At 33.8% G+C, this 23,107-nt stretch carries 11 protein-coding genes; 10 read left to right on the top strand and 1 reads right to left on the bottom strand.

Annotation, left to right across the window (positions count from 1 at the left end; translation table 11 throughout):
* Positions 1-191: 191 nt before the first annotated feature.
* From ICJ84_RS09310 to ICJ84_RS09280, 7 genes are all read left to right on the top strand, one after another.
* Positions 192-2,852: a T9SS type A sorting domain-containing protein gene (locus ICJ84_RS09310; RefSeq protein WP_188216125.1), complete on the top strand. Its 2,661-nt coding sequence runs from the start codon at positions 192-194 to the stop codon at positions 2,850-2,852.
* A gap of 204 nt (positions 2,853-3,056) precedes the next feature.
* On the top strand, positions 3,057-4,223 hold the full coding sequence (locus tag ICJ84_RS09305) for a FecR family protein (RefSeq protein ID WP_188216124.1): 1,167 nt from the start codon (positions 3,057-3,059) through the stop codon (positions 4,221-4,223).
* A gap of 157 nt (positions 4,224-4,380) precedes the next feature.
* Entirely contained in the window at positions 4,381-7,911 is a 3,531-nt protein-coding gene (locus ICJ84_RS09300) for a SusC/RagA family TonB-linked outer membrane protein (RefSeq protein ID WP_188216123.1), read from the top strand.
* Between the two features lie 32 nt (positions 7,912-7,943).
* On the top strand, positions 7,944-9,353 hold the full coding sequence (locus ICJ84_RS09295; RefSeq protein WP_188216122.1) for a RagB/SusD family nutrient uptake outer membrane protein: 1,410 nt from the start codon (positions 7,944-7,946) through the stop codon (positions 9,351-9,353).
* A gap of 64 nt (positions 9,354-9,417) precedes the next feature.
* On the top strand, positions 9,418-10,389 hold the full coding sequence (locus tag ICJ84_RS09290) for a hypothetical protein (protein ID WP_188216121.1): 972 nt from the start codon (positions 9,418-9,420) through the stop codon (positions 10,387-10,389).
* 193 nt (positions 10,390-10,582) lie between these two features.
* Positions 10,583-11,743: a TlpA disulfide reductase family protein gene (locus ICJ84_RS09285; protein ID WP_206688694.1), complete on the top strand. Its 1,161-nt coding sequence runs from the start codon at positions 10,583-10,585 to the stop codon at positions 11,741-11,743.
* A 47-nt stretch (positions 11,744-11,790) separates the two neighbouring features.
* Positions 11,791-13,167: a TlpA family protein disulfide reductase gene (locus ICJ84_RS09280; RefSeq protein WP_188216119.1), complete on the top strand. Its 1,377-nt coding sequence runs from the start codon at positions 11,791-11,793 to the stop codon at positions 13,165-13,167.
* A gap of 547 nt (positions 13,168-13,714) precedes the next feature.
* Here ICJ84_RS09280 and ICJ84_RS09275 read toward each other — a convergent pair.
* The gene (locus ICJ84_RS09275) at positions 13,715-14,896 is read right to left on the bottom strand and encodes a DUF4861 family protein (protein WP_188216118.1); all 1,182 of its coding nucleotides are present in this window, start codon (positions 14,894-14,896) and stop codon (positions 13,715-13,717) included.
* A 416-nt stretch (positions 14,897-15,312) separates the two neighbouring features.
* On the opposite strand from ICJ84_RS09275, the gene ICJ84_RS09270 reads away from it, so the two are divergent.
* The 3 genes from ICJ84_RS09270 to ICJ84_RS09260 all read left to right on the top strand — a co-directional run bounded on the left by ICJ84_RS09270 (position 15,313) and on the right by ICJ84_RS09260 (position 23,104).
* Complete coding sequence (locus ICJ84_RS09270) at positions 15,313-15,963, top strand: sugar-binding protein (RefSeq protein WP_188216117.1); 651 nt, start codon at positions 15,313-15,315, stop codon at positions 15,961-15,963.
* A gap of 1,101 nt (positions 15,964-17,064) precedes the next feature.
* Positions 17,065-19,875, top strand: coding sequence for a triple tyrosine motif-containing protein (locus tag ICJ84_RS09265; RefSeq protein ID WP_188216116.1), 2,811 nt, complete (start codon positions 17,065-17,067; stop codon positions 19,873-19,875).
* Positions 19,876-20,095: 220 nt separating this feature from the next.
* Positions 20,096-23,104, top strand: coding sequence for a SusC/RagA family TonB-linked outer membrane protein (locus ICJ84_RS09260; protein WP_188216115.1), 3,009 nt, complete (start codon positions 20,096-20,098; stop codon positions 23,102-23,104).
* The last annotated feature ends 3 nt before the right edge of the window (positions 23,105-23,107 follow it).

Below are 23,107 nucleotides of genomic sequence, written 5' to 3'. Positions count from 1 at the left end.
CGTTTTTCTTTGTACAATGCACTAAAGGTAAACAAACCGATTACATTAATTATTGCGACAGGATTTATAAAATCTTTTTTTAATAGGAACTTGTCAGATTAGTTTACAAAAAAATAATTTTACTTTTGAACGAAATTTATTCTTAAATTTAAATAGATAATATTTCAATAATCTCATTTTAGCCTTTTAGTATGAAAAAAAATTACTATCAATTAACTATTTTAACGGTTTTACTGTGTTTTTTTTGGGTATTCACAGGACATGCCCAAACCACAGTAACTAAATATTATTTCGGCCCTACCCAAGAAATAAATGGCTGTGGAGGCCCCGATTGCGCCGAAGTAGGTAGTGTTAATTTTAGTTCCAGTGATTTTCCGACGGGTGCCATAATAACTGATGTTAATGTATCGATTACTTGGCAAAAAACGGGAGGGACTTGTTCAGTTCCATCATCCGACGACCCAATAAACTCGGAAATAAGCTTTCGAATGGACGCAACCGATATTGGTAAAAATTTGAATTTAGCTCCACAAGTTACTTGGTCGGGTTCAACTCCAGGCGGTGTAGTTACCACTATTTTTGATGACACTGCTGCAACTGTGCCTTCTGGCACCCCAACATCTGGGACTTTTAAACCTGCAGGTACTGGTAGTTTAGCTAACGCCTTTAATGGTAATACTCCTGTTGGAACCTGGCAATTACATGCAGGAGATACGTTTGACAATAATAATGCTCTTTGTGTCTATAACTTTTCCGTAACCATAACGGCCAATGTACCACCTACGGCGGTATGTAAAACCAATCAGATTACAGAAATATTTTTAGATGAAAATGGCCAGGCTACCCTTACACCTCAGGATTTAGATGGAGGGTCAAGTGATGCAGAAGGTCCAGTGACGTTATCGTTAAGTAAAGACACCTTTGATTGTAGTGAAGTGGGACAGACTTTTCCAGTGACACTTACGGTAACAGATTTTGCAGGAGCAACCGATTCATGTGTAACACCCATTTTGGTTAGAGATACTATGCAGCCCGTGGTAAGTTGTAAAGATGCTACAGTGATTTTAGATACTAATGGTAGTTACCAATTAACTAAAAATGATTTAGATAATGGTAGTACAGATAATTGTTCTACTAATTTAACTTACACTTTTTCGCCTGCATGGTTTTATTGTGATGATGTTGGGGTGCATACGGTAACTATGACTGTTGAAGACGAAAATGGTAATAGTTCAAGTTGTGATGCTACCGTTACGGTGAACAGGGGAGCTGATTTGACTCTTACCAATGCAGTACCTATAGATATTTGTTTTGGTGCAACAGCTAATACTGGAAAAATTGATTTAGAATGGACAGGTATAGCTCAAGAAGTAATAGTAACACCAGATGGGGGGATTGCTACGACCTATAATTCAGGTTTAGAAAATGGAGAGTTAACTATTTCAGGTTTAGAATCAGGAAATTATACTTTGGAGATTGATGGAATTTGCGGACAAATGGTTTCAACAACGGTTGAAATTAAACAGCTGGAGGAACTAGCTATTACAAATGCGGAACCAATTGATATTTGTTTTGGAGGATTTAGTAGTTCAGGAGAAATAAATTTAGAATGGACAGGCGGAGTAAGCTTTATAGAGGTTTCGTCAAACAATTCAGATGGCTCTACAGGGTTTTTTACTATTAACCAAGGTCTTGAAAGTGGCGATACAACATTGAGTTCATTACAAGCAGGGTCTCATAAGTTAACGGTTCATGGAATCTGTGGAGAGTCGGTTTCAACAACGGTTGAAATTAAACAGCTGGAGGAACTAGCTATTACAAATGCGGAACCAATTGATATTTGTTTTGGAGGATTTAGTAGTTCAGGAGAAATAAATTTAGAATGGACAGGCGGAGTAAGCTTTATAGAGGTTTCGTCAAACAATTCAGATGGCTCTACAGGGTTTTTTACTATTAACCAAGGTCTTGAAAGTGGCGATACAACATTGAGTTCATTACAAGCAGGGTCTCATAAGTTAACGGTTCATGGAATCTGTGGAGAGTCGGTTTCAACAACGGTTGAAATTAAACAACTAGAGGAACTTGCGATAGTTAATGCAACACCAAACGACATATGTTTTGGTGCTTCCTCTTATTCCGGAAGTATAGATTTTGAGTGGACGGGTAACGCTACAACTATGGAAGTTAGTTTTACAGGAGGTGTTTATGTCTATTCAGACGGATTTGAAAATGGAGAAAGAACCATTTTTGGTTTACCGGCTGGAAATGTACAAATAAAACTGGAAGATAATTGTGGGAATATGGTTGAAACCAATGTGGAAATTAAACAGTTAGAGCCGGTTATTACATTGCCTCAAACAACAACGGTTTTTGTTACTAGTGGTTCAACATTTACCTTACCAGATTATATAGCCAATGGAGAGTTAATTGCAACTAATGGATGTTTACAAAATTTAACCTTGTTACAATCTATAGCAGCAGGAACTGCTTTAAGTATTGGCGTGCATACCATTACATTTACAACACAAAACACAGTAGGTGAAGTGAAAAATTATTCGTTTGATTTAACTGTTGAAGAAACATTAGGTGTAGATGATGTAAATCCAGAATTAGACGGGGTTATAATTTACCCGAACCCCGCAAGCGATAGGGTTACGATTAAAAACGCTAAGCAACAAAACTTAAAATTAGCCAGGTTATATGACCTAAGAGGCAGATTGGTTAGAGAAGTTAATTTAAAAAATATGAGAGAAACCTTAGAAATGGATATATCTTCTTTAGAGGGGGCTTTATACATTTTGAAAGTAGAAGGAGAAAACGGCTCCAAAGAATTTAAATTAATGATTAAGTAGTAGTAAAGTAATAAATTAAAAAAAGCGATTCATTTAGTTATGGGTCGCTTTTTTTATGAAGGAAAATTAAAGCAGCTTATAAGTTCAAAAACTAAAGTATAATTGTTTGTAAATAAAAAGTTAAATTTTTTTTAATTTTTACTAGGGGATACATCCTTTATTCTACACTTAGGAGATAAACCAAGCTATTTAAAAAATATTTTAATGAACAATACCGAAATGAATAATAAGTTTTTCCAGAGATTGATAGAACGCTATCTTGATGGGGAAACCACTGCTGATGAGTTAAAGCTTTTGGTAAATTACTACGAAAGTTTTCAAAAGGAAAACGAGTGGGTTGAGGCTTTAGGACCTGAAGACGTTATTAAAGAACGCATGTTAGTTAATATTCTTGAGGCAATTAAAGATGATGAAAAAGCCAAAACACCTAAGGTGATTTCTTTATTTAAGTCTGCCTATATCAAATATGCAGTTGCAGCCTCAGTTTTAGCATTTGTAGTAATATTTACTTTTTTAAATAAAGGAACAGGCTCTGTTGTTCAGGAAAATGCTGTTGTAAATACGAGTATTGAAGTAGGAACTAATAAAGCGATTTTAACCAGAGAAGATGGTTCTAATGTTACTTTAGAAAAAGGTGAGCAACTTGTATTTGATAACGTAGAAAGCAATGGAGAAGAGCTAATTTACACTAATAAACAGACAGCATCAAAAGCCATTGCCTATAATTATTTAACCATACCAAGAGGCGGACAATTTTTTGTAAAACTTTCTGATGGCACTCAGGTTTGGTTAAACTCGGAATCGAAATTAAAATACCCTGTAGCTTTTGTAGATGGCGAAAAACGTATGGTGGAGCTTTTGTATGGTGAAGCCTATTTTGATGTGTCTCCAAGTACAGCTCATAAAGGTTCGAAATTCATGGTAACTAATAACAATCATGAAATAGAAGTGTTAGGAACCGAGTTTAACGTAAAAGCCTATAACAACGAATCGAATATAACCACCACCTTAGTAGAAGGAAAGGTAAACATTAAATATCAAGGTGAAGACCATTTGCTACTTCCAAATCAGCAGTCTGTTCTAGATCGCAATACCAATACCATAGTATTTAATGAGGTAGATGTGATTCATGAAATTTCATGGAAAGAAGGCGTATTTAGTTTTAATAATAAAACATTAAAAGCGATTATGGTTGTATTGTCACGTTGGTACGACTTTAATGTAGAGTTTAAAAGTAAATCTGTTGAAAATGAATTGTTTGTAGGGACTCTGGGGAAAGATGAGAAAATTGAAAATATCCTTAAAAACCTGAAAGACTTAGGAATTATAAACAAATACGAATTTCATGAGAAAAACATAATTATTGAATAAAAAAAGGGAGTCAAGTTTGAACATTTGGCCGTGTAACAACTTTCTCCCTCTTGTATGTATTAATTAAAATAATGTCTAACTAACACAAAACAAATTTATGAAAATTAAATTAACTAACTATCGCTATCTACTACGAAAGCGATTACCCTTATGCATTATGAGAGCATTTATCTTTTTGTTGTGCGCAACTGTTTTTGGTTTTAATCCGAATACCTCTTTTTCACAAGAAAAGGTGTTTATTAATCAAAGTCAGTCTGTATCGGTAGATGAAATGTTTAACATCATTCAGCAACAGACGAATTACCACTTCATATTTCCTAAAAAATTATTTAAAAATTCGCCCAATATTCAATTGGAACAAGGTGAGGTTTTGGTAATTAATCTATTAGATAAAGCGATTCAAAACAGTAGTTTAGAATTTGAAATAGATGAGAATAATACCATTCTAATCAAAAAGGTAGATCACAGCTACGACAGAAGACAGCAAAAAGTAACAGTATCTGGTACTATTACTGATGCAACTGGAATGCCTTTACCCGGTGTTACTGTTATGGAACAGGGGACCCGAAATGGTGTTTCTACAGATTTTAATGGGGTTTACTCCATTTCTGTGGCGGATAATGCTGTTTTAGAGTTTAGCTATGTTGGTTTTAATAAAGAAACAAGAGAAGTTAATGCCTTAACTTATTATAATAACGTTAATATCACATTAAAAGAAAATGTAAATGAGTTACAGGAGGTTGTGGTTACGGGGTATCAAACTTTATCTAGAGAAAGAACAACCGGATCTTTTGCTCAGGTTGGTGCGGCTCAGTTGCAACAAAGACCAAGTAGCACAAATATTATAGATCGTATTATAGGGCAAATCCCTAGTGTAAATATTAACTCGGCATTCGGGCAAGGAAATTTTGAGATTCGAGGAAGAGCTTCCGTTTTGAGTTCGAATACCAGTCCCCTTATTGTTGTCGATGGGTTTCCTTTAGCAAATCAGGCCAATTTAGAATCGATAAATCCTGAAGATGTGGAAACTATAACGGTACTAAAGGATGCTGCTGCCTCATCTATTTGGGGTTCTAGAGCAGCCAATGGTGTTGTTGTAATAGTTACTAAAAGAGGTGGTAAAAATAAAGCTTTAACTGTTGATGCTTCTACATTTATAGATTTAGAGGAAAAAGTAGACTTAAAAAAGTTCAATTTTATGACTACCGCTCAAGAGCTTGAATTAGATCAGGAATATATTGATAGAGGTTGGGTTAGCATTAATGGGTTGGAAGCAGGTACTGCCAGTATTAATGATTTTCATTTAGCTCATATTTACAGAAATGGTACATCGCCTGATGGTGTTGTGTGGTCGCAAAATACTTTTGATAACTATATTAATGAGCTTAAGCAAAGAGATATAGATCAACAGTGGAGCAAATATTTTTTAAGAGCAGCATCACAAAAAACATATAATTTATCCCTATCAGGAGGCGGTGAGAATAATACGTTTTTTGCATCATTGTCTTATGTTGATCAATCTGGGGCGGTTATAGGTGATGATAATGACCGTATGACTATGAATCTTAGAAATACATTTGATTTCAATGATAAAATTTCGTTTACAGCAGGTATAACGGCAGCTTTAAGAAATGAAAAGGATAATTATATAACTTCTCAATTTGGATTAGACCCTGTTGAAATGGTTAAGTTAGCTCAACCTTATGACCAATTGGTAGATGAAAATGGGCAGTATATCCAAAAATATTACGATTGGAATCCTTGGATGTCTCAAAATCGTGAAGCCGAATTAGGGGTGCCTTACACTTATAACGCTTTAGAAGACAACAGAAATCGTGACAATAGTAGTACTCTAGTTGATATCCGAGCTGATTTCCAATTGAATATCGAGTTATTTAAAGATTTGGTCGTGAGTAGTGCTTTTAGGTATGAGCGAAATACTAATGATTTAGATGAATTTAGATCTATGAATATGCCATCATGGAGAAATACAGTTAACGACTATTATGTATTTAATGCCTCTACAGGAAATTATCAATATGGAATTCCTCCAGGATCAATGTATTTACAGGAACGCTCCTATTCAAAAGGTTGGGTGTTTAAAAATACCATCAATTGGGATAAGACCTGGAATGACCATCAGTTAACAGTGTTTGCAGGAGGGGAATATTCAAGAAGGTTTAATGAGTCTACCCGAAACAGACAATTCGGTTACGATAAAGAATCTACGTCATACCTACCTATTAATGAGGTTGATCTAGTCGGTTACAGATTAACTAACTGGAATGGCGGAAGATTTGGTGATTATTATTCTGCTTTAGTTTTTAATGTGCAAAACAATGATAATCGATTTGTGAGTGGTTTTTCAAATTTAGGATATACTTACAAAGGAAAATATACGCTTAACGGAAGTTTCAGAATAGATCAAGCTAATATTTTTGGTAGCAACCCAGATTTTAGATACAAGCCCTTATGGTCAACTGGTTTAGCTTGGGATTTAAACAAAGAGTCTTTTATGGCTAATGCAGGATGGGTAGATCGTTTAAAACTTAGAGCAACTTATGGTCTGGCAGGAAATAGTTTAACAGGAGTATATCCAGAAGCAGCAGCTCGTATTCGAAATATTACTTGGGGTAATATCTATAACAGTTTGGTTTTAAGTCAGCCAGCAAATCCAGATTTAAAATGGGAGGAGACAGCAACAACCAATTTTGGACTTGATTTTGCCTTTTTTAATGACAGGTTATCTGGTAGCTTAGATTATTACGAAAAAAAGAGTACCGATGTTTATACTAGCAGACCTATTGATCCTACAGTTGGTTTTGCAAGATCTTCCGTGAACTATGCGAATATTGATAACAAAGGGGTTGAGTTGGTATTAAATGGTGATATAATTCGTAATAATAATTTTAAATGGTCGGTAAGAGCGAACTTTAACTATAACAAAAATATATTATCGAAATCATTAATTGAATCTAACCCAACGGCAGACGGGCTGTCTTCAGGAAATTCTTATGTAGAAGGTGATGCTATGGGCTCTTTTTACGCATACAACTTCGCAGGTTTAGATAATAATGGTGAGGTTTTGTTGTATGATTTAGATGGTAATACAAAAAAATGGAATGAAGGTACGATAATGGCAGAAGAAATGAAGTATGCAGGGTCAAGAACAGCTCCACATTATGGCGGTTTATCTACAACTTTTAACTATAAAGGTTTAGATCTTACGGTAAATATGAATTATCAGGCTGGTCATGTATTCAGAATGTCATACAATTATGCATCTACAGGATATGGTACTTATAATAACTACGATTATGATTTTGGAAATATTAGAGTACACAAAGAATGGGCAAATCGTTGGATGCAGCCTGGAGATGAAGCCAATACCGATGTACCGGCGTTAATCAGCCGATCATTAACCAGCACCATGCACAGAATCTGGAGTCAGTCTACAAGGAATACTCATAAAGCAGATTACTTAAGAGTACAAGATATTATTTTAGGCTATAATATGCCAAAGCAGTTTTTAGATAGAACCTTCTTTAAGAACTTACGTTTAAGCATGCAAGTAAGCAATCCGTTTCTTTGGGTTAAAAATGATTTAGGAGTAGATCCTACCGCTCCAAACGGCGAAGCCTACACTAATTTATCACGTTATACTTTAGGCGTTAGAGCATCATTTTAAAAAGTAAGACAATGAAAACAAAACTTAATATCATGAAAAAAAGATATATATATTTATTACTAGCCTTTTTGACATTATCAGCTTGTCAAAGTCCGGATGATTTTTTAGATGTTGAACCCACCGGTTTAATTATTCCATCTACTTTAGAAGATTTGGATAAGCTTTTACAGAATTATGCCATACTTCGATCTGTAGGTACGAATATACGCTATATGGATCCGGATGTGTATCACAACGATGCGAGTTTTGCGACTATAGCAAACAATACCAAAGATGTAAATGCCTATGCTTGGAAGCATGATATATTTCCTCCAGGCGTAAATGATACAGATTACAACGACTTCTATTTCTACATTCATACCATGAACTACATTATAGAAAATGTAGATGGAGTGGATACAGGTAATTTTAATCCTGCAGATAGAAATACACTTAAGGCGGAAGCTTTGGCACAAAGAGCATTTGAGTATTTTTTAGTAGTTAATGAGTATGCACACCACTACGACCCTGCAAATCCTGATAATCCTGGTATTGCCATGCCATTAAAAATAGATTTACAGGCGCAAACAGCGAGATCAACAGTTGGAGAAGTTTACGAACAAATGCTGTCAGATCTAAATGAAGCACTAAGCTTGTTGGATAGTAACTACCAAGCAATAAATTCGTATGCTAATTTTAGACCAGGTCTAGCTTCAATTTATGCTTTAATTGCCGAAATCAACTTGTTTATGGGTGATTTTGATAAAGCGGTTACTAATTCGAACATAGCATTAGGTTTGTATGATTTCTTATACGATTATAATGATATAGATTTTGTGAATTCTTCTAATCTTTGGTCAGGTTATAATAACGGTAGTTTATGGCTTACTGGAACTTTAAATCAGGAGAATATCTGGAATCGTTATAACTATTGGTCTTTTAATAATCCATTTCACTTGTATGCTCCAGAACTGGAAGCGTTGTATGATAAAGATAACGACCGTCGCTGGTATCTGTTCGCTACACAAACCTCAAGCTCTGGTATAGATGTATCTCCAAATTATATTTATATGCATGCAAATTCTGAACGTTGTAATGGTTTAACGGTACCAAGATTGATATTAACTAATGCAGAGGCTAAAGCTCGTTCAGGAAATGGCGCCGGTGCTATTGCAGTTTTAAATAAACTTTTAGAGAATAGAATGTCTGTGTTTACTCCGTTAATTCATACAAATGATGCAACAACTCTACAATTAGTTAAGAATGAAAGACGTAAAGAGTTGGCAGGAACATCAGTAAATCTTTTTGATCAAAAAAGATATCATGTCTATGGAGATGTGGTTCCAACATATACTCGCATTGATCCGGAAACAGGAGATACTATTGAGTTAAAACCTGGAGGTGACGGCTATGTGGTTAAAATAGCTCCTGCGGTTACTGATCAAAATCCAAATTTAAATTAATTAACTAAGGTTTCTGTTTTTTATATGTTTTGTATAAAGAAAGAGCGTTAAATAAAATATAGAGATGAAAAAAGTAATATTATTTTATATAGGCTTATTAATTCTTCCCGTTTTTCTATCATGTGAGGAAGAGGATGATGTGGTAATGCCAAAGGCTTACGATACTACTTGGGTAGATGATGCTAAGTTAACATTTACACCACAAGGGGAAAAAAGTTTTATTTATAACATCAATAAAAGTACAGGAGAGGAATTCTGGGCTTTTACTGAAATAACGTATGATGTTGCGTTTAAGTCAGATGAATCAACGGCATCAGATATTTCGAAAATTGATTTTTACCTTTTTGCTGAAGAGGAAAAAGACGGTGTGTACAACTATATAGGGGGGAACTCAGGAAAACTACTCACAAGTGTTTCTAATCCATCTGAAATATTTCAAGTTAGTGTAACCAAAGATCAACTTTATGAATTGTTTGAGAATGATTTTAATACAACCAGAACAGATATACTTCCAGGAGATCTATTTGAATTAAAATGGGTAATAACAGGGAAAGATGGAAATGTATTTGATAGCAGAGAAAACTGTATTGGGTTTCATTGTTCTTATGCCTTCCTAGCCGAAGCTAAAGTAGTGGATACTTGGGTAGGCGAATTTGATTATACATGGACTGAAGTAGGCCCTGGAACAGTTAATTATTCGTATAGCAAAATAAAAGTTGGATCTACGGGTATCGTTAAGTTTGTTCCTGGAAAATCTGAAGGGGAGTATGACTGTTTAGATATGTCTTTTGGTGGTGCTTATGGCGGAGCCAGAGGAGGGACTTTAACTTACGATAAGGAAAACAAAGTATTAACCATTAAGTCCGCAGAGTCTTACTATGATAGTGTTTGGGAGCTAGTAAGTGTTACAGAAAATGTTTTAACAATAAAATGGACTAATAACTTTACTACGCGTTATTCAGAATATGGTACTATAGAATTAAGAAGAACAGATGGGTTAAAATGGCCATTAGGTCTGTCCATTATAAAACTTTAGTACTTAATATAAAACATGAAAAAGGAGGGCCTTTCTTTCCCTCCTTTTTGTCACTATATGGGAGTAGAAATTTTAAAATTTAATTTTTCTATCAGCTCTTACTTAGTGTTATACCTTTAATTCAAAACTCTTTAATATGATTAAGAATATGAAAAGGCTAGCTAGCCTCTGTCTCATTGTTACCGTTTCTTTTATGGTTTTTCAATGTCAATCCTCAAAATCAAGTGTTGGTCAAACCAATAAAAACACCTTTACACTTAAAGCCGATTTAGATAATTTAAAAGCCGATTTTCTAGTGTATTCAGAAAAAGATGATAACTCTCCTAATGGCTACCGAAACGATACAATCTGGGTGAAAAATGGTACATTTCAGTTTACCGATACGGTTAATGATTTTAAAATATATTTCCTCAATATTGTAAATACCAGAAGTTGGAAAACAAAACACGATGGTAGAGAATATTCATCATCAACTAAAGCCGATGTTAACCGATTATGGTTTATAGCTTATCCTGGAGCCGAAATTAAGTGTACGGGTAAGGTTGAAGATCATATGGTAGCAGCATCACTTTCTGATGCTAAAGGTATTAATCAGGATTTTTCAATAATACAAGCACAAACCTTTCCTTTAATAGATGAAGCACATGCCTTGAAAGTTAGAACTTATACGGAAGATTTAAGTGAAGAAGAAGCAAAGAAATTATCTGACGAATCAAATGCGCTGTTTCATCAGGCTGTTGAATTAAAAAAGGAATTTGTAAAAGCATATCCAAAATCGATAGCAGCCACTTATGTGTTTATGGACGGTTATTATCGCAAGTATTTTACTCATGATGAAGCAAAAATGGTATTAGAAGGTTTTGATGCTGAAAGCTTATCAGGAACCCCATTTTATGATGAAGTAAAAAGCCGATTAGAAGCCGTTGATAAAACACAGTTGGGAATGCAATCCCCTGATTTAATAACCAATAACACTTTGGATGGTACAGAATTTAAATTATCAGACTTAAAGGGGAATTATGTGCTTTTAGATTACTGGGGGACCTGGTGCGGGCCATGTATGGCAGAGATTCCAAAGATAAAAGAATACTATAATAAATATGCAGATAAAAATTTTGTTGTTGTTGGTGTAAATTCGGGAGATGCTGTTCCTAGGTGGAAAAAAACTATTGAAGATAACGGATATAATTGGAAACATATACAAACAACAAATGAAAACGATCTTCTTGTTCCGTTTAATGTGAATTCCTTTCCAACAAAAATATTAATAGACCCGACGGGTAAAATTATATATAATTCGAAAAATCCAGATAAAGTAGACATGTATCAGATGCTTGACAAGATTTTCTATTAGTATTCAAGCAAAAGTTCACTAAAGATTATTTAAAATAAATTTATGTTATGAGAAGACTATTTTATGTGTTTGCCTTAGTATTAGCGATGGCATCCTGCGATTCCGAACAAAAAAAGGATTTTATTGTTTTTAAAGGAAAAGTTGTAAATCCCGTAGGTACAGATCTTAGGCTGTCGAGTTTATGTTATGCGAATAGTAAAAATATTCCTATAAATGAAGATGGTACTTTTTTGGATACTTTGTATGTTCAAGCCGATAATTTGATGTTATATCATGGTGGCCATCTGGCTTATATGTATCTGGAAGCCGGTGATGATATAAGTTTATCGTTTGATACTGATGATTTTAATAATTCTATAAAGTTTGAAGGAAAGGGAGCTCATTACAATAATTATTTATTGTCTAAAAAGGCTGTTTCAAATGAGATTTTAAGCGAAATTGATAATATTTATCTATTAAATGAAACTGAATTTAAGCAAATGCAAAAAAAACTGGAATTAGCATTATTAGAGCATTTGGAGCGTACCAAAAATTTTCCTCAGGATTATATTCAAATGGAAAAAAGAAATATTGAATATGGTTATTTAAGCGCATTGAATAACTATGAATCAAATCACGCATATTATGGTAAAAATCCTGAATTTGAAGTGTCAAACGATTTTTTGAAAGAACTTGAGGTATTAGATTATAATAATGCCGAAGATTATGTTTTTTCAAACAGTTATAATAATTTAGTGGGAACCTATTGTAGTAAATACGCAAAAAAACTTACAAAATCTTCGGATATTGATTATGATGTCGCTTATTTAAAAGCTGTAAATACACTATCTAATCAAACTATTAAAAACATAATTTGTTACAAAAGTGCTAAATATGGTATTACGTATACCTCGGACCTTGAAGGGTATTATGCAGAATATGTAAAAGGAAGTGCAGATGAGACTAACAATAAAGAAATAGAAGAAAGCTATCAGGCTTTAAGAACTGTTGCTAAAGGACAGCCGTCACCAAAGTTTATGAATTACGAAAATGTTGATGGAACAACAACCTCTTTAGATGATTTAAAAGGGAAATACGTCTATATCGATGTTTGGGCAACTTGGTGCGGACCTTGTAAGGCAGAGATTCCATTTTTAAAGGAGGTTGAAAAAGAGTATCATGATAAAAATATTGAGTTTGTAAGTATTTCTGTCGATACTCAAAATAATCGTGATAAGTGGAAAGAAATGGTAGAAGAGAAGGAGCTTGGGGGTATTCAGTTACTTGCAGATCATGCGTTTGACTCGAAGTTTGTTCAAGATTATCTAATAAAAGGAATACCTCGTTTTATTCTTTTAGATCCACAAGGAAACATAGTCACAGCCAATGCACCGAGACCTTCTAATGAAAAATTAGTAGCATTATTTAATGAATTGAAGTTGTAAGTATTGATTTTATATTTTATTGGTTGAGAATTCATATTTGAGTTAGTTGTATTCAGTTAATATGAATTGAAGAGGGTTATGTATTTAGCCCTCTTTTTAGCATTAAAAACAATTATTTGGTAAAATAACACAAAAGCTCCTGTTAAATAAGTTCCCTAGTTGTTTACCAAAAGTTAAAACCGGAGGGTAAAACTTATTAATTGCACTGTACAAGTTGACCTTTCCAGCTTTTCCTGCTACTCCGACGAGCAATGAAGAGATGATAGCAAATGCTAGATTTATCCTATTTCTTTGGCTTCAGAGATGCATTTAAAATATCTGCGAGGAATTTTGAAACACTTATGGTAATAGACATTCTTGGAAGACAAATTATTAAAAATTAATAATTGAAATGAATGACATTGATTTAACACCAATTTATGATAATAACCCCAGTGTTTTGTGAGTTTAAAATTTTTGAAAATGTAGACTCGGATTTTTTAAGACCAACCTAATTATTAAACAAAACCTCCATTCTGCTCTGTATTTCAGAATGGAGGCTATGGGTTTATTCTACCAAGGAAACTTTTAAAGGGGTGTTAATACATTCTGAAAATGTATTTAGATAATTTTCCCATTGTTCTTTAGTTTCAAACTGATTGCTTTTCTTCCAACCAAATCCGGCGTAGTAAACAACCTGATTGTTTTCAACTTTTAAATGAGCAAAAGCATTGCTTAAGTCTTTAGCTTCAGTATCATATGTTTCGAAAGCCAGAAAAGTATTTTTATCAGCAACGATAGCAGTTCCAAGCTCCGAATCGCCATGCGGTTGCCAATAGCTTACCCAGCCCATGTTGGTATTACCCGAAACTTTACCATCCTTTTCATGAAGCGTTAATCCTGCGTAAATATCTTGAATACCATTAATTGTAAGTGTAAATTTAGAGAGGTTATTGCCCCGATCAAGATTTATGATTCGAGATTCTGAGATAACGTGCCCTGCAGCATTCCAGGTTTCGTATTCCAGATAAAAACTGGTTCTAATGGGGCCGTTAGTAATGGTTTTCCATTTAGTATAGTTTTTAGAAATGTAAAACATGGAGTCTATTTTAGCAGCAATGCCACCAACACCGCGACTTACTCCAACATGAAAATTATCGAGTCCTTCACCAGTATCCTGATGATATGAGCCTGTTCCTTCAGTTGTTTCTTTATACCATTTATCTATTACTGGGTAACTTACACGTTTTAACCAGGCATCTACACCACTGGAAAGTGTACCGGCAGGATCTCCTTCTTCAGCCAATTTTTGAGCCGTAGGTCCGTAAACACGAAAAGCCACCTTATCGTTCTCCCAGGCGTAATCATCGGTGCGTTCAGGTACAAACCTTGAATAACAAACAGTTTCTGCTTTGGGCGTTATGGTATCTGTAATGCTTACAATGTCATAAATAATTTCTGAATTAGCCGATAGCTGTGGTTGAAATAAAATTTGATCTGAGAGTCCATCAGCGTTGGTGTCAACCATTTGTGTAACAACAAAATCTCCTGTTTGACTATTACGAATACCTATGTTATCTAAACGTTCTAATTTTAAGAATGTATTGGATAATTCAATGGTCTCAAACGTTCTATCGATATTTAAAGTGTTTTCAACTTTAATTGATAATGGCTTTTCTTTTTTAGAACAAGCAGTTAGTACGGTAATACCAGTTAGTAGGCATGGTATTAGAGTTTTAGATATATTCATAATTATTAATTTTCATTAGATGGTTTTCCTATGGTTTGCTAATATACCACCATCTACATAAATGATTTGTCTGATATAAAAATTTTTGTCTTTTAGCTTAAGAAAAAGGTTATGTATTGTAGGGCTTCATAAATTAGTTGGAAATTCATTCATGTCAGAAAGTTAATAACCGAATGGTTGTATTTAATATACTATTTTAGATATTTACAAACAGAATGTTTAAAAATATTAATTCAATTACAACTAGAAATTTGATTTCTAAATAATGAATAGTAGACTTAAAAGGTTAATAAGTGTAATCACAATTGTTTTTGGTTAGTTTTTCAGTTTTTGTAGAACAAAAGCCCCCCAGAAATTAATTAGCTTAATTAAAAATTAAATCACATTAGAAAAGTTAATTGTAAGTAGTAAGTTATATGATTGGAGAAAAAATATATAAAGTAGCTGAAATTCCCAATAGTACTTTATTTATAACAGGAAAAGGGGATAATGCGTTATGGAATAAAGCTGAGCTTTTAACAGACTTTAATTCACCTTGGGATAACAAAAAAATAAACACAATTGAATTTAGAGCATTGCATAATAGTGATTATCTTTATGTTTATTTTAAAGTTTTTGATAGCAATATTTATATAGATTCCGAGAGAAATGAAGTTGAGAATATGGCAAATTCTGATAGAGTAGAACTCTTTTTTAAGATTGACAATAAACTAAGTCCGTATTATTGCTTGGAGATAGATCCAACACCAAGAATTTTAGATTTTAAAGCCAATTTTTATAGGAACTTTGATTATCATTGGAATTGGCCTAAAGATGAAATTCTAGTAAAATCAAGTGTAGAAAATGAAGGTTTTATTGTTGAAATAGCCTTAAGCAAAGCCTCATTGTTAAATTTAGGGTTACTTAATAACAACATTATACAAACCGGAATTTACCGAGCAAAATACAACCATACCAATAAAGGTGTAATGAAGCCAACGTGGATATCTTGGGTAGACCCTAATACAGAAGAGCCCGATTTTCACATTGCCAGTTCTTTTGGAGTTTTGGAGTTATTATCTAAATGATTTTTAAAATGTTAATGATAAATTAGTTTTGTCATGAATAAAATTCATTGTGTTACAGATGTTTAATAAAAGTTTGTCTGCATGAAGGTAACACGCTGGGAGATGTTGTGATTTATAACCCTACCATAAGTTTTAAAAGTTATTATGGTTTAGTAAACCAATTTATCATTGGAAAAGGTAATTGCTAATAATGCTTGACTTGTTTTTGAAGTTTCAGTCTTAAAAAGATCCAGAATGTTGTTAACGATAATACAGTCAAAAAGGCATCAATAAATAATATTTGGAATTGATTATTGATAAACGTTTGCCATATCCAGTTTCTTGTTGAACTGCCATTGACAATTGGAATTAAAAGTCCAATTAAACTAGGGTGTATTTATTGGTGAAATTAAGATCCTTTTTTAGGATGAAAAGTAGAGAGATTAGAAGCCAGGAAATAAAATAAAAACTATAAATAAAGGATTGACCTGCCGGTTGAAATAGTTTACAGCAATAAAAGACAATAGTGTAACCTAATACATACTTAAGCAGATGGCAAGGTAAATATTGACCACCGCAAAATTGAATTTTCTTTTCTTCTCTGGCATGTTTTTCTTGTCACGCGCCACAAGCCAAATCATTGCGCCAGATATAATGACAAAACAGCATATAAGTCCTAATAAAGCTTAAAATTCTAAGCGCGTAGCCACCATAATCGCCAAAATGTAACTTCACAAACCACCACAATTCAGCAAAACTTTATTGTTGAATTTAAAATAACATTTCAATGCACCGTTATCAATTTTTTACTTCGGAAAAGATGAAGTATGCTAAGTATCTCTTGAAACACACACAAAGACCTGTGTATCAAATTTCAGAATAAGTTGGATAGAAAAAGCTACCCATTTTACTTCAGCATTTAAGCGATATAACAAAAATTAGCTAAGGGATCACAGAGGTAAAGTTTAAATCTAGAACACATTTAAATGTGGAATACTCATACAATGCACTTTTATTATCTTTTGATGAGTATATTGTATCTAAATTCATTTTAAGCTTAAAATATAAATAATTCGAATACCATTAATTTTAGTATTTTAGTATGCAAAGCTTTATATTTTGATGCCAGCTAAATTACTACCACAAATTATCTTAATTCTCTTTTGCTTTATTCTTACTGCACAAGAGCATCCACCCATTCAAATTTATACACCAACTGACTATGGAGCAGAGAACCAAAATTGGTCTATTTCTCAGTCTCAAGACAAATATATTTATGTAGCCAATAACAAGGGCCTATTGGAATTTAATGGTGCTAAATGGACGGTTTTTGAATCTCCCAACAAAACGATAGTAAGATCTGTTAAAGTAATAGATGGTTATGTTTACACAGGTTGTTACAGAGAGTTCGGGTATTGGCAACGTTCATTAAATGGGCTTTTGGAGTATACCTCATTATCAACTCAACTACAGATCGAGTTCTTAGAAGATGAAGAAGTCTGGAATATTTTGAGTGTCGATGATTTCATTTTGTTTCAAACTTTAAAAAGGATTTATGTTTTTAGTAAAAAAAATGAAAGTGTTCATATAATTCCCTCGAATACTGGAATATACAAAATTTTCAAAATTAAGGAAGGTGTTTACTTTCAGAAACCAAAGGAAGGTGTATTTGAGATAGTTAACGGGCAATCAAAATTAGTAACGGACGATGTATTGCTTAAAGATAATCTTTTGGTAAACATCGTTAATCATAAGGATAAAATACTATTTCAAACAGAAGATAAAGGATTTTATATTTTAAAAGGAAAGGAACTCGTACAGTGGGATATTCCTGCTAACCAAACCCTTTTGAATGATAGAATTTACAGTAGCATAAAATTAGATGACGACAGTTTTGTTTTAGGAAGTATCTCCAACGGTATGTTGCATGTAACTGCTTCAGGAGAGTTGAATTATCAGATTAATCAGAATAATGGTTTAAGTAATAACACTGTCCTTTCAGTTTTTGAAGATTTAGACCATAACATATGGCTGGGTTTAGAAAATGGGATTAACTGCATTAATATAAAATCGCCTTTCAGAATTTATAATGATGAAAAAGGAAAGATAGGCTCTGTTAATGCTTCAATTCTTTTTAACAACAAGCTTTATATAGGAACCAATCAAGGATTGTTTTATAAAACGTTCAATGCCAAAGACAAATTTGTGCTAATAAACGGAACCCAAGGTGCTGTTTGGTGTTTACAAAATATAGAGGATACCTTATTTTGCGGCCATAATTCAGGAACATTTGTTGTTGAAGACGATAAAGCTACTTTGGTAGCCGATGTTTTAGGAACCTGGAATATAAAACCAATAAGTAAAAACAATGATTTACTTATTCAAGGGAATTACAGTGGATTGAACATTTTAGAATATAAAAACGGAAGGTGGCAATACCGAAATTCCATCGAGGGATTTGATATTTCCAGTCGTTATTTCGAAATGCTTAATCCTTCTGATGTATTTGTAAGTCATGAATATAAAGGGGTTTTTAAAGTTAAATTAAATGCCGATTACACGAAGGCTATATTTGTAACGCGGGATTCTTCGGTGACAAAGGATGTTAAAACCAGTTTAATTAAATACAACGGAAATATATTATATACCCAAACTAAAGGCGTTTATAAGTACAATATGGGTTCTGGTAAATTCGATAGGGATTCTGTAATTAGTAAATTATTTAATGAAGAAGATTATGTCTCAGGTAAATTAGTTTTTACCAAGGGCACTAATAAGCTTTGGGGATTTTCTCATCAGGGTTTAAGTTACTTAGAACCTAACCAATTAAGTAATTCTCTGAAAATACATACTATTTCGTTGCCTAGCTATGTGAGACATGATGTTTCAGGTTATGAAAATATCGCCCACCTTACAGGGAATAAATATTTGTATGGAACGACATCTGGATACCTGGTGATTGATTTAGATCTATTAAATGAAAATACGCATCAGGTACATTTAAACTTAATTTCAAATAGAAATTTGAAAAATAGTAACGATAATATTTTTGTTGATGTAAATACCAGCGGGCAGTTTAAAAATAATGAAAACAATTTAGAATTTCAATTTAGTGTTCCTGTTTATGAAAAATATTCTATGGCAGAATATCAATATAAATTGGATGGAATTTATGATGACTGGAGTGATTGGTCGACAAATTCACAAGTGTTTTTTGAAAATTTACCTTTTGGAACGTATACTTTTTCGGTGAGATCCAGATTAGGGAATGAAATTTCAGAAAACACAGAAACTTACAGATTTACAATTGCAAGGCCCTGGTATTTATCCAATGCCGCTATTGTGGGTTATATTATTCTAGTGGGGTTATTTTCATTTTTTATGCACCAAGTCTATAAGAGGTATTATAGAAGGCAACGTGAGAAGTTATTATATAAGACACAGCGTGAGTTAGAACTCAAGGAATTGGAGAATAAAGAGCAGGCGATGCGTCATAATAATGAAAAGTTGAAGCAGGATATTGAAAGCAAGAATAGAGAGTTGAGCTTATCGACCATGAATTTAATTAAGAAGAATGAGTTCTTAAATAATCTTAAAAAAGAACTTAAAAAGATGCCTGATGACAGACATTTGAAAAATGTGGTCAAGATTATTGATAATAACTTAAATGATGCTGACGATTGGCAAACCTTTGAAGAAGCCTTTAATAATGCCGATAAAGATTTTATTAAAAAGATTAAAACAATGCATCCATCGTTAACTTCAAACGATTTGAGATTATGTACCTATTTAAGGCTGAATTTATCATCCAAAGAGATTGCGCCGTTATTAAATATCTCCCCAAGAAGTGTGGAAGTAAAACGTTACCGATTACGAAAAAAAATCGATTTACCTCATGATGACAGCTTAACAGATTATATTTTAAAAATATAAACACACAACATCAGGGTTCTCTACCTATACAAGACCACAACATTTGCGGATTTTGTATATTTTATAGCTTTTTGGTATTCTTAGTAAAACCCAGTAAAATTAAGGTTTTGTTAATATTATTTATGCTTTTTTGATGTGTATGTTTTTTGTAGTGGTTAAAAATTAGAATACATCAAAATGTAAATATAATTTTAAGGAAACTAAAATAAACTAAATTCACATGAGACATTATCTCTTTAAGATTTTAACATTATTCTTTGTTTCCTATGCAAGTGCTCAGAGCATTGAAATAAAAGGTAATGTAAAAGATGGATCCGGCATACCTATTCCCGGAGTAAATATCTTGCAAAAGAACACCAGTAATGGTACGGTTTCCGATTTCGATGGAAATTTTACCATATCTAACATTGAAATAGGCGCAACATTAACCTTAAGTTATATTGGTTTTGTAACTCAGGATGTTGTTGTAACAAGTGATGCTTTTTTAGAGGTTCAGTTACAGGAAGATTTGGCCAAATTAGACGAGGTCGTAGTCATCGGGTATGGTACACAAACTAAAAAGGAAATTACCGGTGCCGTTAGTGTTTTAGGTGCCGAAACAATTGAAGCACTAAAACCGACCAGAATAGAACAGGCACTTCAAGGGCAGGTTGCCGGTGTAAACATTACGTCGCAGTCAGGTTCTCCTGGAGCAGGGGCAACCATAAATATTAGAGGGGTTTCGACCAATGGCGATAGCCGACCTCTAATTTTAGTAGATGGAAATGTTATTGAAGACTTGAGTGTGATTAACCCTAACGATATTGAAAGTATCAACATTCTTAAAGATGCTACAGCCGGTATCTATGGTGTGAGAGCGGCTAACGGGGTTATTTTAATTAAGACAAAAACAGGTAGGAAAGAAATGCCCCTTCAAGTAGAATATAATGCTTATGGAGGATTTCAGCAGACCACAAGAAAAATTCCTGTATTAAATGCCACAGAATATGCTTTAATTGTTAACGAAGCGCACGCAGCTGGCGGAAGTGCTATTCCGTTTCCCGATGTATCAAATTTGGGAGCAGGAACCGATTGGCAGGATAAAGTATTTAAAAATGCCTTTATAACCAATCATAATATTCTATTTAAAGGTGGTACTAAAAATTCGTACTATTCGTATAGCGGATCGTTTTTAACACAAGATGGTATTGTAGGAGGACCGCGTTCTAATTTCACTCGTTTTACGAATAATATCAGTTACAACATTGATTTTCTAAAGAATTTCAAGTTTACTTCAGGATTGATGCTGATTAGAACCAGTAAACGAAACTTACCGGAGAATTCTAATTCATCGGTTTTATTTAACGCTTTGAATATGGCACCAACATTTTCTGTTAGAGATGAAGATGGAGCTTATACTTTAGCTGAAGGTTTAGGAGGTGAGGTAATTAATCCACTGGCGCAAATTGATGATACATATGACAGGGGAAAAGTGATGAAACTTAGCGGAAATGCAGGATTATCATATAATTTCCTTGACCATTTTACGGCACAAGCTAATATTCAATGGAATTACTCCGAAGTCAGTTCAAACATATTTAATCCTGTCGCTTATTTTGGTAGCGGTAAAAACTCTAATGTTGATAGAAGTTCTATAGTAACTACTTTAGACCATTATAGAGATTACACCTTTGATGCTTTCGTAAAGTATCAAAATTCAATTAACGATACCCATAATATTAATGTCCTTTTAGGAACGTCGGTATTTAAAACAACTGGAGAGTTTTCTGGGTTAACAGGATACGATGTTACTATTGCCCATCCGTCAATGGATGTGGCTTCAGATATCGAAGACCGCTATGAAGCACAGGGTAGAAACCCAACATTCGATTCCAGATTACTATCTTATTTTACAAGGCTACAATACGATTATAAAGGAAAATATTTGTTTTCAGCAGTATTGCGTCGTGATGGTTCAACAAAATTTGGCCCAGAGAACAAGTTTGGATTTTTCCCATCAGGATCGATTGGTTGGGTAGCTTCCGATGAACCATTTCTTTCAGAAAGTAAGTTTTTCGATTTATTAAAATTCAGAGCTTCGTATGGTATTCTGGGGAATGATAGAATTCCAGATTATAGATTTGTGTCCTTATTAAATGGTGAAGGGACTTACATTTTTAACAATCAGGAAGTGTTTGGTGTGGCCAGTGGAGCGATTTCAAATCCGGGTATTAAATGGGAAAAGCAAAAGACTTTAGATATCGGGGTAGATATGCGCTTTGCGGATAACAAAATAGATGTTACGGCAGATTATTTCAAAAAACGAACTGAAGATTTATTAGTCATTCCTCAGGTTTCTGGATTGCTTGGAACCGGTGGTGCACCTGTAATTAATGGCGGTATTATTGAGAATTCAGGGTTTGAATTTGCTATTGGGTATACCGATAACTTTAGTGACGATTTTAAATTTAGTGTTAGATATAATGTAACGGCATTAAAGAATGAAGTCATATCTGTAAATACCGATGGCGACTTTTTAACCGGAGGTGTATTCGGAATTGGTCAGCCAACACCTTCCAGAATGGAGGCTGGGTATCCGATAGGTTATTATAGAGGTTACAAGACTGATGGTGTTTTTCAAAATGAAGAGGAAGTAGCAAATTATCCTACTATTGATAATCGCGTACAATCGGGCGATTTAAAATTTGTTGATATTAATAATGATGGTATTATTGACGATGAAGATAAAACAAATATTGGCGACCCGATTCCAGATGCCACCATGGGACTTAATTTGTCTATGGATTATAAAAACTTCGATTTTTCAGCATATGCTTTTGCTTCAGTTGGGAATGAGATTATTCGAAATTACGAACGTAATCAGGCTTTAACAAATAAGACCGTTTATTATTTAGACCGTTGGACAGGAGAGGGCTCAACAAATTCTACACCGCGAGTAACCACAGGAGCTACATCTAATATTTTGTTTTCAGATTTTTATGTGGAAGATGGTTCGTTTGTACGTCTTCAAAATGTACAATTGGGTTACACCTTTGGAGATAAGGTTTTTGGAAACTCCAAGATAAATAAGCTACGCTTGTATGTGTCGGCAAATAATTTATTTACACTAACTAAATATTCAGGTTATGACCCAACGGCCTCTAGTGGAGCACCTATTGGAGGTGGTATCGATCAAGGTTTCTATCCAAGTGCAAGAACGTATTTATTCGGTGTTAACTTAAAATTTTAATCT

The organism is Aestuariibaculum suncheonense, from assembly GCF_014596935.1.
In the GTDB taxonomy this organism is placed as follows: Bacteria; Bacteroidota; Bacteroidia; order Flavobacteriales; family Flavobacteriaceae; genus Aestuariibaculum; species Aestuariibaculum suncheonense.
This window is presented reverse-complemented; position numbering and strand designations above follow the sequence as displayed.

Bases quoted from the DNA above. Each gene is read 5' to 3' on its own strand.
- ICJ84_RS09260 (WP_188216115.1), top strand. From the start codon at position 20,096: ATGAGACATTATCTCTTTAAGATTTTAACATTATTCTTTGTTTCCTAT.
- ICJ84_RS09275 (WP_188216118.1), bottom strand. From the start codon at position 14,896: ATGAATATATCTAAAACTCTAATACCATGCCTACTAACTGGTATTACC.
- ICJ84_RS09300 (WP_188216123.1), top strand. From the start codon at position 4,381: ATGAGAGCATTTATCTTTTTGTTGTGCGCAACTGTTTTTGGTTTTAAT.
- ICJ84_RS09265 (WP_188216116.1), top strand. From the start codon at position 17,065: ATGCCAGCTAAATTACTACCACAAATTATCTTAATTCTCTTTTGCTTT.
- ICJ84_RS09305 (WP_188216124.1), top strand. From the start codon at position 3,057: ATGAACAATACCGAAATGAATAATAAGTTTTTCCAGAGATTGATAGAA.
- ICJ84_RS09280 (WP_188216119.1), top strand. From the start codon at position 11,791: ATGAGAAGACTATTTTATGTGTTTGCCTTAGTATTAGCGATGGCATCC.
- ICJ84_RS09295 (WP_188216122.1), top strand. From the start codon at position 7,944: ATGAAAAAAAGATATATATATTTATTACTAGCCTTTTTGACATTATCA.
- ICJ84_RS09270 (WP_188216117.1), top strand. From the start codon at position 15,313: ATGATTGGAGAAAAAATATATAAAGTAGCTGAAATTCCCAATAGTACT.
- ICJ84_RS09310 (WP_188216125.1), top strand. From the start codon at position 192: ATGAAAAAAAATTACTATCAATTAACTATTTTAACGGTTTTACTGTGT.
- ICJ84_RS09285 (WP_206688694.1), top strand. From the start codon at position 10,583: ATGGTTTTTCAATGTCAATCCTCAAAATCAAGTGTTGGTCAAACCAAT.
- ICJ84_RS09290 (WP_188216121.1), top strand. From the start codon at position 9,418: ATGAAAAAAGTAATATTATTTTATATAGGCTTATTAATTCTTCCCGTT.